This window comes from Phocaeicola coprocola (assembly GCF_041333015.1).
GTDB classification, from domain to species: domain Bacteria; phylum Bacteroidota; class Bacteroidia; order Bacteroidales; family Bacteroidaceae; genus Phocaeicola; species Phocaeicola coprocola.
The window spans coordinates 1,853,288-1,870,873 of sequence record NZ_JBGKGM010000001.1 but is presented as its reverse complement, the minus strand read 5'-3'; the positions used below and the strand labels follow the sequence as shown (position 1 = coordinate 1,870,873).

The window sequence follows — 17,586 nt, the reverse complement described above, 5'->3', positions numbered from 1 at the left end:
TCATCAACATTGCAAAGTAAACCAAAAAGAAGAATCTTAGAGGTACGGTTTTGTTTCCCTATAGGGTATATTTTGTTTATATCACCTCTTTATAACTTTTTATACCCATATAGATAAAAAGTTAATTATCAGAGAGAAACAATATAATCAATCTCTTTATCTTACTTTACTTGCCATTCATATATACCCGCTGTTTTTTCAGCGGGAAGTACGACTTCCAATTTTATTGCTTTCGTTTTCACTGTTTTAAATTTAACAGCACTTCCCTCTCCTTTAATGATACTGTATGCATTCAGATTCTCTACAGGGAGCCATTTTCCTTCAGCATTTTTATAATAAATCTTCCATGATTTCGGAATGCTGCAACTGCCCCAAGGAGTGTCATCAAACCAATAAACAGTCGAAGTGGAAACCTGCACTTCTTCCGGAAATTCATAAGAAATCCATTCGGTCGTACCAGTTTTAGGATACCAGTGGTAATAAGGAATTGTACGGTCATTTTCATCCTGAGGTATTAGTCCATCGGCAACAGAAAATAATGTCGGTATTTTATGTGATGCATCTATCTTACTTTTTGAAGCCAAAGCAGGAATAGCTTTCGGACGAGTTGCATTGACTTCATCCGGTAACCACACTGCCATATTCCCAGTTCCACGATGTGCCCATGCATAATAAGGAATCAGTGTCAGTATACGGTCTTTTACCAGCAACCGTCCTGCCTTATCATATTCCAGCGACTGTGCCTGTGTCTGAATCTGATTAATGCCACAAAGCAAATCTTTCCTCTCGATTACTTTAAACTCCGAACGAGGATTCAAGAGTACACTTAATACATCAAAATCATTATCTGCCCACTCAGCACAATAAACGACAGGTCCACGTTCTATAGCTACACGTCCCCGATCGGCTTCTACTTTATTATTGGCTGTAACTGTACGCACATTCATATCAAAATGTACTTCCACTGAATCTCCTTTCTTCTATTGGCGGTTAATAGAAAAATAGCCATCTTGCAAATCGGCATGAACTTCTTCACCGTTCACCATCACACGATATGAAGGATCAAACTCATCCGTGTATGCATACAAATTACTAGGGACAACCTGATTTCGTACCCAACCAGGAATACGGATTTTCAGTGTAAAATCCTTTGCAGAGTTATGAGTAATCCTAAGCTGGATATCTCCATTCCACGGATACGAAGTTGTCTGCGAGAGAGAAACCTTCTTACCTCCTACATTCAGTGTAACATCATTCGACATGAACAGATTAACATATACATCCTTGTCTTTCACAGCATATATATAGCCGGGGACAGAAGGTATAAAACGACAGATATTGGAAGGACAGCATGCACATCCGAACCAAGGCTGACGTTGATGTTGCCCCATAGACTCCAGTGGATTAGGATAAAAGAATTTACCACCATCAAGAGAAACTCCCGAAATCAGTCCATTATATAATGTACGTTCAAGTACATCATAATATTTTGCATCTCCATGTAATAAAAACAGCCGGTAATTGACATACACATTTCCAATAGCCGCACAAGTTTCACAATAAGCCGACATATTAGGAAGTTCATAGTTCTTGCCAAAAGCCTCTCCGTTGCTTGTCGCTCCGATACCTCCTGTAATATATAATTTCTTTGATACTATATTTTCCCAAATCCGGTCTATAGCATGCACATAAGCAGTATCGCCTGTAAGTGCCGCAACATCTGCCATGTCGGCATACATATATGCAGCACGCACTGCATGTCCGACAGCTTCATCTTGTTCTACAACTGGCTTATGTGCCTGACTATATGCATCCCTTCGGGAAGTATATCCGCGCTTATCCAGAAAGAATTTTGCCATATCAAGATATCTCTGTTCACCCGTTACAAGATAAAGTTTAGCCAAAGCCATTTCCGCAATCTGATGTCCGGGTACACGTACCAGTTTTCCCGGTCCTTCCCCTATCTCCCTACAGACACAATCTGCATAGCGAATTGCAATATCAAAAAAATTACGTTGTCCCGTAGCCTGATAATGAGCTATGGCCCCTTCAATCATATGTCCCAAGTTATAAAATTCATGACTTAGCTCTTCCACTTTTTCCCAACGCCGACTGCCAGCCCATTGATGTGGATGTGCCGGATTCATAGTGCGTGAAGTATATAGATAGCCGTCAGGCTCCTGTGCACCGGCAACAATGACCAGCACACTGTCTATGTATTTCTTTAGTCGTTTATCCGGATAAGTCTGAAACAGATAACTTGCTCCTTCAATGGTTTTATATACATCAGTGTCATCAAAAGAATATCCCGTCACTTTATTGCTGTCACTGGGGTGGGCAGCCATTTCAAAATTTTTATAACGTCCAGTTTCTTCACATTTACTAAAAGCCAGTGGAATGGTAACTTCACGACTTGCCTGTAAACGTTGTCCCCAAAATGAATCCGTCAATTTCACAGATGTAAAAGGTACTGGAGTTATAGGATAACCGTGAGATATCACCTTTTCACGAGCATAAATTCCACCTCCTGTTATTCCCAAAAGCAATGCAGAAATTATCAGTTTTTTCATAGGTTTATTTTTGTGTTTTCCATATTGATTCAAAATCTCAATCGTATAATACAAATGTAAAAAAGACATATTTGCAAACTGGTATAAATTTGTTTCTTTATATGGTACATTTTGTTTTTCTCTGCATCAAAAAGACAGTATTTTCCCTGTTTCAGAAGAGGTGAAAACATTTTATACCCTTTTGTGAAACATTTTTCATTCCATTAAAAAACGCTTTCCATTAGTTTTGTATCAGTCTTTAATAACATCACATTATGAAAACACATAGGAAACTTTTTTTCACCTTGCTCATAGCAAGTACTACAGGAATCATACATGCCCAAAATGTATTTAACGATCCGGCAATAAACGAAGAACAACGGCTTGATGATTTGATTGCGCGAATGACTCTCGACGAAAAAGTGGATGCTTTGGGAAACAATACTCAAGTCCCCCGCCTGGGAATACAAGCATCAGGAAGTGTAGAAGGACTGCACGGAATCGTACTGGGAGGACCAACATACGGCGACAGAGCTAATACTCCAACAACAGGCTTTCCGCAAGCTTACGGACTGGGAGAGACTTGGGATACCGACTTACTACATCGAGTAGCAACTTACATCAGTACAGAAAACCGTTATCTCTTTCAAAACGCAAAATATCGGAAAAGCGGACTTATCATGTGGACTCCCAATGTAGACTTGGGCAGAGATCCTCGCTGGGGACGAACTGAAGAATGTTATGGTGAAGATGCATTTCTTACTTCACGGCTTGCTGTAGCTTTCATCAAAGGCATACAGGGAGATCATCCTAAATACTGGAGAAATGCTTCACTTATGAAACACTTCTTATCGAACAGTAATGAATACGGACGTACATTTTCTTCTTCCAACTATTCCGACAAACTGTTCCGCGAATATTATGCTTATCCTTTTTATAAAGGAGTAACCGAAGGAGGATCACAGGCTTTGATGACTGCTTATAACGCCTACAACGGAACTCCGTGTATCATGCACCCCGTATTACGAAACATCGTCATGAAAGAATGGGGACTGAACGGTACGCTACTGACCGACGGAGGAGCATTCCGACTGCTGTTGAGCGACCATAAACGTTTTGACAACGACCGGGCAGCTGCGGCAGCTGCATGCATCAAAGCAGGTATTACGAAGTTTCTGGATGAATATAAGGATGCCGTATACGAAGCACTGCACCGAAAACTCATTAGTGTGGAAGATATAGAAAAAGCAATCCGAGGAAACCTCAGAATATCTCTCAAACTTGGTTTGCTGGACCATGCAGAAGACAATCCTTATGCAGCCATCGGTGTCACTGATACCATTGCTCCATGGAGCAAGCCGGAAACCAAAGCACTAGTACGCGAAGCTACGCTTAAATCGATTGTCTTACTCAAAAATCAAGACCATTTGCTTCCACTTGACAGACATAAGATAAAGAAGATAGCAGTCATCGGACAACGTGCGACTGAGGTCCTGCAAGACTGGTATGCCGGCAAACCTTTTTATACAGTAAATGTACTTGATGCTATTCGCGAGGAAGCAGGTAACGATATTGAAGTACGATATGTAAAAACCAACCGAATGGACAGCGCACGCACGGTTGCAGCATGGGCAGATGTTGCCATTGTATGTGTCGGCAACCATCCTACCTGCAATGCCGGCTGGGAACAAGCTCCCGTCATAAGTGAAGGAAAAGAAGCCGTCGACCGCCAGTCGCTACAACTGGATCAAGAAGATTTGCTTTTACAAGTTGCTCAAACTAATCCCAATACAATTGGAGTATTGATCAGCAGCTTTCCTTATGCCATCAATCGAGCCAACCAGACAGTACCCGCTCTGCTTCATCTCACCCAATGCAGTCAGGAGTTGGGACATGCTGTAAGCGATGTTATATTCGGACATTATAATCCGGCAGGCAGACTAACCCAAACCTGGGTGAAAAATATCACCGACCTTCCTCACATGATGGATTACGATATTACTCACGGTCGGACATATATGTATTTTAAAGAAAAGCCATTATATCCTTTTGGTTATGGACTAAGCTATACCCGCTTTAATTACTCTGGAACAACTCTCAATGACCGTGTTATTGAACGTGGCGATACCTTAAGGGTATGCTTCAACCTGAAAAATTCCGGCGATATGGATGGTGATGAGGTTGTACAACTTTACGTTTCCGCACGAAAACATACGGACAAAGATCCTATCAAACAACTGAAAGCATTCCAGCGCATCAGTCTACGTAAAGGAGAAACGAAAAAAGTAGAGTTAACCGTCCCTTATACGGAGTTACAAGTATGGGATGAAAAGCAGAACCGTTTCATTCTTCCTGACAAAGAAATGACACTGGAAATAGGAGCCTCATCATCGGACATCCGTTTACGGACAACATTCCGAACAGAAGAATAAACCTCCAGCCAATTAATAACAGGAAGGAGTTGTACCACTACCACGATACAACTCCTTTTTTGATAGTTCAAAATTAGAAAACTCCAAGCTATACAGCCAAACTTACCATATTTAAATCGTTTTACTAGAGTGAAACGATAGCTTCACCTAAATGGAAATAACGTTTCACAGTAATGAAACGATAGACTCAGCCTAGTCAAACGTTATTTAGATATTCAATTCAGTCATTGTTATACCACACACAATTATCAGAAAGCCCCGAAGCACGCACTGTTACCTGATTCTCTCCCGACTGTAAAGGAACATTGTTCCATGTAGCCACACAAACCTCATCAGGCGTACATTTTCCCATACTTTTCCCATTCACAAATAACTCTACATCACCACAATTGCTAAACACCTGAATGTCAACCGATGAATTCGACTTATTCTGACAACGCTTCGATGCGATATACAGCACTTTTTCTTTCTTGTTCCAATTTGCTTTATAAAAATAAAAAGCATCTTTCTTAATCCTCCGATCGTATGTCACCAATCCCTTATCGTTTCGGCCAAAAGTCGTGCCTTCTTTTCGACCGGCCGCCGAGAAATCAAACATACACCAAACAAATTTACACCACAAAAACGGACGTGAAGCAAGCTGTTTCCAGTTTTCTATATGGTAATAAGTCTGCCAGTTTTCTGGATGCCACTGTCCCCACGGCTCTGGATGAATCAAGGAATCTGCCTGTTGAAACACATCCGCACCAGCACCGTATTCACTTATGCCCATACATCGCTGAGGATATGCCCGATGCTCCTTATCGATCCACTCACCCATCTCTTTACAATCGTCCCCATACCATCCGAAATAACGGTTGAATGCAATCAAGTCAGGTATTCCGTTCAAAGGATCTTCCTGGTTACTTGCCCCCGTTGTCGGTCGTGATATATCCCATTTTTTAGCCAACTTGTTCAGTTCTTCTGCCATAGGGTTTGGATTTTCCAGCCATCCCGGGTTGATTTCATTAAAAAGTCCCCATGTCAAAATACAAGGATGATTATAATACTGACAAATCAGTTCCACTAATTGCTGCTTTAAATTTTCTCTATACAGAGGATGGCTGACAAATACATTTACAAAAGGAATTTCAGCCCAGGCAATCAGTCCTCTCCTATCCATTAAATTATGCAACTGTTGTGCATGCGGATAATGCACCAGTCGAACAGCAGTACATCCCATTTCCTGTATCAAGTTCAAATCCGATTCAAAATCTTCAGGACGAAAAGCCGATGCTCTTTCTGCACGGTCCTCATGATAATTGACTCCATGTATCGAATAGGGCTTACCATTTAAGAAAAAGCCTTTATCCGGATCTGCTGAATAAAACCGGAAGCCAACATGTTCTTCCCGACGATCAATCTCTTTACCACCTCTTTTCAGAACGACAACTCCGGTATATAAATATGGATTATTAACTCCATCCCACAAATGCGGATTATTAAGTTCCATCTTCACCAGGGCTTCCTTACCAGACACACTTGTTTCCTTACACAAAACAACTTTACGTTTCGCATCCAACAAAGAAAACTCAATAGAACAATCATTCAATGCCATTTCAGTTCCCGATAGCAATGCTTTCATTTCCAGTCCGGCATACTTTTCGGAAACATCACACTGAGTAAAGAAAACTCCAGATGAGCCATAAAATGTCGGATCAATACAAGCATCATCCGTATACAAAAGCTCCACACCACGATTCAGCCCACCCCATATATTAAAATCGCCGCATATCGGAGCTATTTCCATAGTTTGAGCATTACTCACCCTGATATCCAGTTTATGTTTTTCTCCTTTCCGAATCAGATGAGTCAGCTCTACGGTAAAAGAGGTATATCCACCTTTATGCTGAGCTACAAAATGATTATCCAAATACACATCAGCTACAGTCTGTGCAGCTTTTACGCGCAAGAAAACACGCTTAAAGTTCTCCGATGAAGGTACAACGATAAAACGTGAATAAGTTGACATTCCCCGATAATAAATCACATTACCAAACATCGCATCAGCAGCATTCCACGTATGCGGAAGATCAACCGTTACCTTATCCGCAGCCTGAGATTCATACCCGCGATTAAAAAACCATCCCCTATCTAATGACTCAACTTTCATTGCAGCCAGCTTCACCCCCGTAACACACCATAAAACAAGCAATATGCTCCACCTGATATTCCATCTGCCCATCTGTTTATCCTCCTTTATTACAATATATGATATTTTTCTATTTGTTCTATCCACAAGTCTGCCATCCGCTTATGTCCGGCAGGTGTCGGATGAATTCCGTCCCAAATCCAATAAGTATCCGGCAATTCCGGGTTTTCTTCCAGCAAACGGTGAAACATCGAAGCATATGGGATGAATACAGCTCCATAATCGGCTGCTATCTGTAAGGTTATTTTTCCCAGACGCTGTATCAGGCTATCCCGTAAAGCAAAATCTTCAGTCTTTTTCATATTTCCCGTACAAGCTGTAAATGGCTCACCCAATACAATCTTCACCTGCGGATTATCCTGATGCAGACTATCCAGTAAATTCCGATAAGTCTGTTCCCACAAAACAAAATCGAAAGCTCCATTGTCTTTTTTACCTAAATATTCATTCACATCATTCGTTCCTATCAAGACAGAAACTACATCAGCATGTATCGCAAGAGCATCTTCCTTCCACCGGGTCTTCAAATCGTTCAATGTATTTCCGCTGATACCCCGGTTGAAGAACTGATATTCTTGCTCAGGATAATTACTTTGATAGTAAGAAGCACACAGATACATGTACCCACTTCCATAGATATGATTCATATCCCAATGATTGCGGACAGAAGAAGGTTGGGCACTTCCATCACTATTTCCCCAGTTGCCATCAGTAATGGAATCACCGATGAACAATATTTTATGTCCTGCGGTCCAAAGATTACCCCCGCCAATTAACAGAAAAAATAACCAGACAAAAAATTTCATAGTAAAATAAGATTATAGATTTTATTATTAGATACCTACTTTATTCAACAAAAATAATGTTTTCTATGTACGTTAAATCATAAAAGAACAGGGAAATAAACAGGTTTGAAACATTTGAATACCCTATTGGAAACATTTTAGCTCGTGACAGGAAACAAAAGAACGGATGCAGAAAATCAAAATTATGTATCTTTGTAATCGAAGTCAAGTAAAGACTTAGTAACTTTTTAACTTTAATGAATTATGCGAAACATTGGTATCTTACTTTGCGCCTTAGCTTGTTCTCTATGCGAAACATTTGCTCAGGGTTATAAAAACCCGGTAATTCCCGGATTTCATCCTGATCCTAGCGTATGTAAAGCTGGCGATGACTATTATCTGGTAAACAGCAGTTTTCAATATTTTCCAGGAGTACCTCTCTTCCATAGTAAAGATTTGGTAAACTGGGAGCAGATAGGCAATTGCCTGACACGGGAATCACAACTTAACCTGAAAGGAGCCAATGGAGGAAGCGGTATCTTTGCTCCTACCATACGTTATCACGAAGGAGTATTCTACATGATTACGACCAATGTATCAGGCAAAGGTAATTTTCTGGTTCACACAACCGATCCCAAAGGAGAATGGTCGGAACCCGTATGGCTGGAACAAGGAGGAATCGACCCTTCTTTGTATTTCGAAAACGGTAAATGCTACATGGTAAGCAATCCGGACGGTTACATCAATCTGTGCGAAATAGATCCGATGACCGGAAAACAGCTCACACCTTCCAAAAAGATATGGAACGGAACCGGAGGACGTTATCCGGAAGGACCACATATTTATAAGAAAGACGGCTGGTATTACCTGCTCATTTCAGAAGGAGGAACAGAAGTAGCACATAGCATCACCATCGCACGCAGCCGTTACATTGACGGACCGTACGTAGGAAATCCGGCAAATCCGATTCTGACTCATGCTTGTCAGGCTGGAGAAACTAACCCTATCCAGGGTACAGGTCATGCCGATCTGGTAGAAGGTACAGACGGTTCATGGTGGATGGTTTGTCTTGCTTACCGTATCATGCCGGGATTCCATCATACCCTGGGACGTGAAACTTATCTGGCTCCCGTACGCTGGGACAAAGATGCATGGCCCGTCGTAAACGGAAATGGTACAATCCAGCTGGACATGAATGTTCCTACTCTTCCACTTCAGACAGTAAAACAAAAACCCGAAACCATCACTTTCGAGAACAAACAATTATCCCCCGAATGGATGTACCTGCAAAATCCCAATATGCAGAACTATGAATTCAAGAACGGAAATCTCCGTCTGAAAGCAACTCCGGTTTCTTTGAATGAGCAAAAGAGCCCGACTTTTGTTGCTATCCGACAAGAGCACTTCAATATGGAAGTCGCTACTTCTTTGGAGTTGAAAAATGCACAAGCGAATGATGAAGCTGGTATCAGTGTATATATGGAATACCACTCACACTACGATTTGTTCGTCCGTCAGAACAAGGATAAAAGCCGTTCGGTTGTCCTTCGCTACAAACTGGGAGAATTGGAACATATCGAAAAGGAGATGCCACTAAACAGTAAAGGAAACATAGAACTGAATATTAAATCGGACATAAACTTCTATTACTTCGGCTATACAGAAAACGGTATTTATCATGAGCTGGGAAAAATGAATACCCGTTACCTCAGCAGTGAAACAGCTGGAGGATTTACCGGAGTCGTACTCGGACTATATAGTGTATCTGCTTCCACACAATCGAAAGCGTATGCCGACTTCCGATACATAAAATATAAAGGAGAATAAACATGAGAAAACTATACCTGTATATATTAGGAATATTCCTGATTCTTCCTCTTGCCATACAGGCACAAACGGAAAAGAGAATCAAGATAGCTTGTGTAGGTAACAGCATTACCGAAGGGTTTCTGTTGAAGAATCCTTCAGAAGAAAGTTATCCGGCTGCCCTTCAGAAATTACTGGGAAACAATTACGAAGTAGGCAACTTTGGCGTGACCGCCCATACATTGAGCCAGAAAGGAGATCTGCCTTATATGAAAACTACACGTTTTCAGGAAGCGCTGGATTTTCTGCCCAATATCGTAACCATCAAACTTGGAACCAATGATTCCAAGCCGCAGAACTGGCAGCATCGTGCTACATTCAAGGACGATCTGAACCTGTTGATCGATAAATTCCAGGCACTTGCATCACATCCTCACATCTACCTTTGTCTGCCTATTCCTTCTAACCGTAAAGAATGGGGCATCAACGACAGTATCATTGTAAACGGAATCATTCCATACATCCGGGAAGTTGCAGCCGAAAGAAGCTTACCCGTGATCGACCTCCATACAGCAATGCTTCCTTATTACCCACAACTCTACGTCGACGGAGTGCATCCAGACAAGTACGGAGCTGCTATTATTGCTGAAACATTGTATAAATGTATTACCGGAGAAGAACCTCATCCAACTCCAGGACGCAGTGACCAAACATTGTGGTACGACGAACCTGCTGCACAGTGGGAAGAAACTCTTCCGTTAGGCAACGGCAGACTGGGTATGATGCCCGACGGAGGAATCGGCAAAGAACATATTGTTCTGAATGAAATCAGCATGTGGAGTGGGTCGGAAGCCAATTATCTGAATCCCGACGCTTCCAAAAGCCTGCCCGAAATACGTCGGCTGTTGTTCGAAGGAAAGAACAAAGAAGCACAAGAACTGATGTATACCAGCTTTGTTCCTAAGAAACCGGAAAAAGGAGGAACGTATGGAGCCTTTCAGATGTTGGGCGATTTATTTTTGGAGCATCAGTACGGAGTACATGAAAAGGATGTTCCTGCTGATTACCACCGCTGGCTGGATTTAAGTAAGGGAATCGCATACACAACTTTCTCCCGCGGGAATGTAAATTATGTGCGCGAATACGTCGTTTCACGTGATAAAGATGTCATGCTGATACACCTGAAAGCAAACGTTCCTGGTTCCATCAATTTCAAAATGAATTTGAGCCGTCCGGAAAGAGGAAGCGTACGCAAACTGGCTGAAGGAAAACTGGAACTGTACGGCAGTCTGGACAGTGGTTCTTCGCAAACGGATGTCCGTTATGCTGCCATTGCCGGAATAACATGCAAGGGCAGGCAGACAAACCAGTCGACTGACGAACAGTCTATCACTGTACAAAATGCGGACGAAGCATGGATTGTAGTATCGGCAAAGACCTCCTTTCTGGCAGGAGAAATTTATGAAACGGAAGCAGACCGAATACTCAACGATGCATTGAAAAGCAATCTCTGCGAAACTGTATCGGAAGCAATCCTAAGTTACCAGGCTCTGTTCAACCGTGCAGGAATCCGTCTGCCCGAAAATGAAGCCGTTTCACATCTGACTACCGATCAGAGAATTGAAAGATTCCAGCAGCAGGACGATCCTTCGCTGGCAGCTCTTTACTATAATTACGGACGTTATTTGCTGATAAGCAGTACACGTCCGGGAAGCCTGCCTCCCAACTTGCAAGGACTTTGGGCTAACGAGCCGGGAACTCCCTGGAATGGCGACTATCATACGAACATCAATGTACAAATGAACCACTGGCCGGTAGAACAAGCTAATCTATCGGAACTATATCTACCACTGGTTGACTTAGTGAAACGCCTGGTTCCCAGTGGAGAAGAAAGTGCAAAAGCCTTTTACGGTCCGCAAGCAAAAGGCTGGGTACTCCACATGATGACCAATGTATGGAACTATACCGCTCCCGGAGAACACCCGTCATGGGGAGCAACGAATACCGGAGGAGCATGGCTTTGCGCACACTTGTGGGAACATTATCTTTTCAGTGGCGACCGGAACTATCTGGCAGATATTTACCCGATTATGAAAGGAGCTTCAGAGTTTTTCTACTCTACCATGGTACGCGAGCCCAAACACGGATGGCTCGTTACAGCTCCCACTTCTTCACCCGAAAATGCTTTTTATCTACCGGGAAAAGACCGTACGCCTATCAGTGTATGTATGGGTCCGACAATGGATATCCAACTGGTACGTGAACTTTACACCAACGTGATAGAAGCTTCACATATTCTGCATACAGATACTGCTTATGCCGAAGCTTTGCAAGAGGCCATCGGGTTATTGCCACCTCACCAGATAAGCAAGAAAGGATACCTGATGGAATGGCTGGAAGATTACGAAGAAACGGATATTCATCACCGTCATGTATCTCACCTGTATGGTCTGCATCCGGGAAATCAGATTTCGGTTCTTAAAACTCCCGAGCTGGCAGAAGCTTGCCGGAAAACCTTAAACCGACGAGGGGACGAAGGTACAGGATGGAGCCGTGCATGGAAAATCAACTTCTGGGCACGACTGGGAGACGGCAACCGCGCATATAAGCTGTTCCGCAGCCTGCTTTACCCGGCATATACGGCTCAGAACCCCACACAACACGGAAGTGGAACATTCCCTAATCTCTTTTGCTCACACCCACCCTTTCAAATGGATGGCAACTGGGGGGGAACTTCAGGTATCAGCGAAATGCTGTTGCAAAGTCAGGATGGCTTCATCCACCTGCTTCCCGCCCTGCCTGAATCCTGGAAAGACGGAAGTTTTTACGGACTAAAAGTAAGAGGAGGCGCCACAGTCGATCTTGTATGGAAAGATGGAAAGCCAGTACAGGCAACCATCACCGGAGGATGGCAGAACAATCTGAAGATGAAATGGCCCAAAGGAGTCAAAAAAGTACTCCTCAACGATACAGCCTGTCGCACAGACTCTTTCATCCCGTTCACTGTAAAACAAGGAGAATGTATTACGTTCATATTCGAATAACTGATAAACAAACTATAACAACTAAAAAATAATTGACCATGAAAAACTTCAAGAAACTGGCACTGGCATCTGTGTTATGTACTGGTGTCTGCCTGACAGCAGGAGGACAAAAACCAGCTCCGGCTATTCCTTCCGATCCGGTTATCGAGGCACATATTCAGAAATGGCTGAAGAAAATGACACTCGAAGAAAAAATCGGCCAGATGTGTGAAATCACCATCGACGTAGTGAGTGACTTCGAAGCTAGCAAGAAAAACGGATTTACACTGAATCCTGCCATGCTCGACACTGTAATTGGTAAATATAAGGTAGGTTCATTGTTGAATGTTCCACTGAGTGTCGCACAGAAAAAGGAAAAATGGGCTGAAGCAATCAAACAGATTCAGGATTTGTCCATGAAGGAAATCGGCATACCTTGTATCTATGGTGTCGACCAGATTCACGGAACTACCTATACACTCGATGGAACCATGTTCCCGCAAGGCATCAATATGGGAGCAGCTTTCAATCGTGAACTGACAGAAAAGGCAGCAGCCATTTCGGCATACGAAACTAAAGCCGGCTGTATCCCCTGGACTTATGCTCCGGTAGTCGATTTGGGACGTGATCCACGCTGGTCGCGTATGTGGGAGAACTACGGAGAAGACTGTTACGTAAACGCTGAAATGGGTAAGGCTTCTGTCAGAGGTTTTCAGGGAAGTGATCCGAATCATATCGGCGAATATAATGTGGCAGCCTGCATGAAACATTACATGGGATATGGTGTTCCTGTTTCGGGTAAGGACCGTACACCTTCTTCTATCTCACGCAGTGATATGCGCGAAAAGCACTTCGCCCCGTTCCTTGCAGCTATCCGTCAGGGAGCACTGAGTGTAATGGTTAACTCAGGTGTAGACAATGGCATACCTTTCCATGCTAACCGTGAATTGCTGACCGAATGGCTGAAGGAAGATTTGAACTGGGACGGTATGATTGTAACCGACTGGGCAGATATCAACAATCTGTGTACACGCGACCATATTGCAGCAACCAAGAAAGAAGCTGTCAAGATTGCCATCAATGCCGGAATCGACATGTCGATGGTTCCCTACGAAGTAAGCTTCTGCGACTACTTGAAAGAACTGGTACAAGAAGGTGAAGTCCCCATGAGCCGCATCGACGATGCCGTAGCCCGCGTATTACGTCTGAAGTACCGTCTGGGACTGTTCGAAAATCCATATTGGGATATCAAGAAATACAACAAATTCGGTTCTGAAGAGTTTGCCCGTGTTGCTTTACAGGCCGCCGAAGAATCAGAAGTACTGTTGAAGAATGAAGGCAATATCCTGCCACTTGCCAAAGGAACAAAAATCCTGCTTGCCGGTCCAAATGCCAACTCCATGCGCTGCCTGAACGGAGGATGGTCGTACAGCTGGCAAGGACATCTAGCTGACCAATGTGCCGGTGCTTACAACACAATCTACGAATCTCTATGCAACAAGTATGGTAAGGAGAACATCATCTACGAACCGGGCGTGACTTACGCTCCTTATAAAAACGATAACTGGTGGGAAGAAAACCAGCCGGAAATCGAAAAATCAGTTGCCGCAGCCAGTCGTGCCGATGTGATTATTGCCTGCATCGGAGAAAACTCTTACTGCGAAACTCCGGGTAATCTGACCAACCTGACCATGTCGGAAAACCAACGTAATCTGGTAAAAGCCCTTGCTGCAACCGGAAAGCCTGTCATTCTGATATTGAATCAAGGTCGTCCGCGTATCATCAACGACATTGTTCCACTGGCAAAAGCCGTAATTAACGTGATGCTTCCGGGCAATTATGGTGGCGATGCCCTTGCCAACCTGCTAGCCGGTGATGCCAACTTCAGCGGAAAGATGCCTTTCACCTATCCTAAATATATCAACGCATTGGCAAACTACGACTATAAGCCTTGCGAAAACATGGGACAGATGGGCGGAAATTACAACTACGACTCGGTAATGGATGTACAATGGGAATTCGGATTCGGTCTGAGTTACACAACTTACAGCTACTCAAATCTGAAAGTCGACAAGACTTCTTTTACAGCCGATGACGTGCTGACAGTCAGCGTTGATGTTACCAATACAGGAAAAGTTGCCGGAAAAGAAAGCGTACTGCTTTATTCAAAAGATTTGGTGGCAAGCAGCACTCCCGACAACATCCGTTTGCGTAATTTCGAAAAAATCGAACTCAATCCGGGTGAAACCAAAACCGTAACCATGCAACTGAAAGGCAGTGATCTGGCATTTGTTGGTTACGACGGTAAATGGCGTCTGGAAAAAGGTGATTTCAAACTGAAATGTGGCAACCAATGGACAGATATTCAATGCAGCGAAACCAAAATCTGGGACACACCAAATAAATAATTTTCCAGAAAGTATTCATTTGAAAATCAATAAGTTTTAAAGTTCCCCTCGCCTATACGTATTAGTTAAAAAAACTTAACGGAAAAGGCGAGGGATTTTTTGTACAATTTTAAAAAAAACATCAAGATAAATCAGACAAAAGATGCTGTTCTTTTTAATAAAAGATCTGCATCTTTTTATTTTTAGAGTCTCTGCTCATTCCTTCTTATCCCATCATATACTTTAATTTAGACATTGAATTAATCATATCAAACTACTTTACTTCTGTTTCTTGTACCTACATAAAATATCAGCAGGAGAATAAATAAAAATATCCAATTATAATTATATTTGTAACTACAGAATTCAGGAAATCAGAAGAAACCAAAGATTATTTTATTTATAGAAACCTATAGCCAAGCTTATGAAGAAACACAAGTTTGCAGCGATCATTCTTTTCATCATCGGCACATTACCGGTAGCTGCACAAGACAAAGCTTCCTCCCTATCCTCTCGCTCCCCATTTATCATGTCGTTTTCAATAGGTCCTAATTTCAATACCGGAGGAAGTGAACATATTGAATATTTCGGGTCACGCGCAGATGTTGCTACCCAGTTCGACTGGCGGATAGCTGTAGGATTCGCACGCCACTGGAACGCCTATCTGGATATAGGATTAAGCTTCTTCAAAATTCAAACAGATGATGTATGGAGCAACATCGCTCAAACCATAGGCGATAAATTACTTCCCGGATTAAGCAGAATAAAACCTTCTGCAAGTATAGGTATCGGCTACATGGAAGAAATAGGAAGATGGCAGTTGATGCCAAGAGTCGGTATAGGACGCATGAGTGCCGGAGGCTCTGAAAAAACTCAAACCATTGAAGATACAACATATAAACTTGAAATAAGCCGTTCATCCACATACCTCAATCCCGGAATATCAGCAGGATACCGTACTTCCAATCTGTGCAGTATAATTCTAGACGTCAGCTATCGCTGTCCGTTACAGTCCTGTAATACAACCTATACCGTAACAGAACCCGATCTGCCATCTGTAACAGAAACCGTAAAATCCCGTTCATGGTCAAACGATCTCAGCGTTTCTGTGGGCATTCAATTACATATGGGACTAGGCAAGAAAAGGTGAAAGTAAAAATTTTCCCCAGCCGGAACACAATCCAACTGGGGAAAACAACATTCAGTAATCCGAAAAATAATCAAGATAAGCAGTTACTCAATTATCCTTAGTATATTCTTCAATATCATGAATAGCTTCTTTGGCTTTATGACGAACACGAATACAGTGTAAAATACCTCCGGCAGCTCCCAAAACAAAACCAACACTTCCTCCGTAACATATCATTTCACCTCCTACTTTCGGATAACTTTCAAACATAAACCAAACAATCCAGCATAAAGCAAACGGAATGCCGAAATAAAGCCATCTTAAATTCAGTTGGTTCATGCGAAGCAATGCCTTACTGATATCCAGCAAATTACCTTCTGATATGCAATCTATACCTACTCCCTTATGACTATATCGCTGGTAACATCCGGCAATAATTAAAAAGACAGAAGTAACAGCACAAAAAATCCATGAATATCCCATCAGCAAGAAAAATACATTACAATAAACAAGTGCAAAGACTATAAAAAAATACATGAACTTCTTCTTCCGGTTGATATAGGACACCTTATCTTGGGTAGAATGTCTAATTAACTTTTCACTAACAATGATTTCTTTAGCCAGCTTATCCTTCAGCAACTGAATCTGTTGCTTCATCTCGTCTAACTCACATCTATCTGCATAATTTTCCATGACAGTACATTTTAATGGTTCGACATTTTTTTCAATTCTTCCTTAATACGATACAAACGTACAGATACGTTCTTGGTGGAAATTCCGACAATAGCTCCAATTTCTTCGTAACTCATATTTTCCAGCCATAATAAAACGATAGCACGATCGAAGGGACTCAACCGGTGGATACGGTCGTAGAGCAAACGAATCTGTCGGGAATTTTCATCCTTATCTTCAAAAAGGTTGATATCCATGGTCAGAGGAACAGCGGCCCGCCTTTTCTTTTTCCGCTCACATGAAATACATGTATTAAAACTCACTTTCCAAATCCAGGTATTGATGTTACTGAGATTCTTAAAAGAATCATATCCTTTCCAAAGATTGATAAGTACTTCCTGAAAGAGATCACTCACTTCATCGGAATCTTTCGAGAACATAAAACACACTGTATAAATGGTACTTTTATGCTCTTTCACCATTTGCGCAAATGCAGTATCCAATATTTCCATATCGTATGAATTTATTTTTTGACCATTAGACGCCTGGAGTATCACAAAAACTACACAAAAGTAGAAACTTTTTTAAACGGAATATAAAAAACACAAAACT

Annotated in this window: 9 protein-coding genes and 1 pseudogene; 5 read left to right on the top strand and 5 right to left on the bottom strand. The window is 42.2% G+C overall.

Annotation, left to right across the window (positions count from 1 at the left end):
- Positions 1–161 precede the first annotated feature (161 nt).
- Positions 162–2,570, bottom strand: a pseudogene (locus ACDG22_RS07725) (glycoside hydrolase family 127 protein).
- 254 nt (positions 2,571–2,824) lie between these two features.
- Here ACDG22_RS07725 and ACDG22_RS07720 point away from each other — a divergent pair.
- Entirely contained in the window at positions 2,825–4,981 is a 2,157-nt protein-coding gene (locus ACDG22_RS07720; protein WP_270212577.1) for a glycoside hydrolase family 3 C-terminal domain-containing protein, read from the top strand.
- A 220-nt stretch (positions 4,982–5,201) separates the two neighbouring features.
- Here the strand turns inward: ACDG22_RS07720 and ACDG22_RS07715 are convergent, their stop codons facing one another.
- Together ACDG22_RS07715 and ACDG22_RS07710 are read right to left on the bottom strand one after the other, a co-directional pair.
- A complete protein-coding gene (locus ACDG22_RS07715; protein ID WP_370858834.1) occupies positions 5,202–7,205 on the bottom strand; it encodes a glycoside hydrolase family 2 protein in 2,004 nt (667 codons plus the stop codon).
- 17 nt (positions 7,206–7,222) lie between these two features.
- A complete protein-coding gene (locus tag ACDG22_RS07710) occupies positions 7,223–7,978 on the bottom strand; it encodes an SGNH/GDSL hydrolase family protein (RefSeq protein ID WP_270230224.1) in 756 nt (251 codons plus the stop codon).
- A gap of 243 nt (positions 7,979–8,221) precedes the next feature.
- Between ACDG22_RS07710 and ACDG22_RS07705 the strand changes: the two genes are divergently transcribed.
- From ACDG22_RS07705 to ACDG22_RS07690, 4 genes are all read left to right on the top strand, one after another.
- Complete coding sequence (locus tag ACDG22_RS07705) at positions 8,222–9,784, top strand: glycoside hydrolase family 43 protein (protein WP_270230223.1); 1,563 nt, start codon at positions 8,222–8,224, stop codon at positions 9,782–9,784.
- Between the two features lie 2 nt (positions 9,785–9,786).
- The gene (locus tag ACDG22_RS07700) at positions 9,787–12,807 is read left to right on the top strand and encodes a glycosyl hydrolase family 95 catalytic domain-containing protein (RefSeq protein ID WP_270230222.1); all 3,021 of its coding nucleotides are present in this window, start codon (positions 9,787–9,789) and stop codon (positions 12,805–12,807) included.
- Positions 12,808–12,845: 38 nt separating this feature from the next.
- Positions 12,846–15,194, top strand: a complete 2,349-nt coding sequence (locus ACDG22_RS07695; RefSeq protein WP_118485268.1) for a glycoside hydrolase family 3 N-terminal domain-containing protein — start codon at positions 12,846–12,848, stop codon at positions 15,192–15,194.
- Positions 15,195–15,597: 403 nt separating this feature from the next.
- A complete protein-coding gene (locus tag ACDG22_RS07690; RefSeq protein ID WP_270230219.1) occupies positions 15,598–16,323 on the top strand; it encodes a hypothetical protein in 726 nt (241 codons plus the stop codon).
- An 87-nt stretch (positions 16,324–16,410) separates the two neighbouring features.
- On the opposite strand, the gene ACDG22_RS07685 is transcribed toward ACDG22_RS07690, so the two are convergent.
- Both ACDG22_RS07685 and ACDG22_RS07680 read right to left on the bottom strand, forming a co-directional pair.
- Positions 16,411–16,995 carry a hypothetical protein gene (locus tag ACDG22_RS07685; protein ID WP_007568822.1) on the bottom strand — a complete coding sequence of 195 codons (585 nt, stop codon included), beginning with the start codon at positions 16,993–16,995 and terminating at the stop codon, positions 16,411–16,413.
- A gap of 11 nt (positions 16,996–17,006) precedes the next feature.
- Positions 17,007–17,486: an RNA polymerase sigma factor gene (locus ACDG22_RS07680; RefSeq protein ID WP_040312015.1), complete on the bottom strand. Its 480-nt coding sequence runs from the start codon at positions 17,484–17,486 to the stop codon at positions 17,007–17,009.
- Positions 17,487–17,586: the final 100 nt, after the last annotated feature.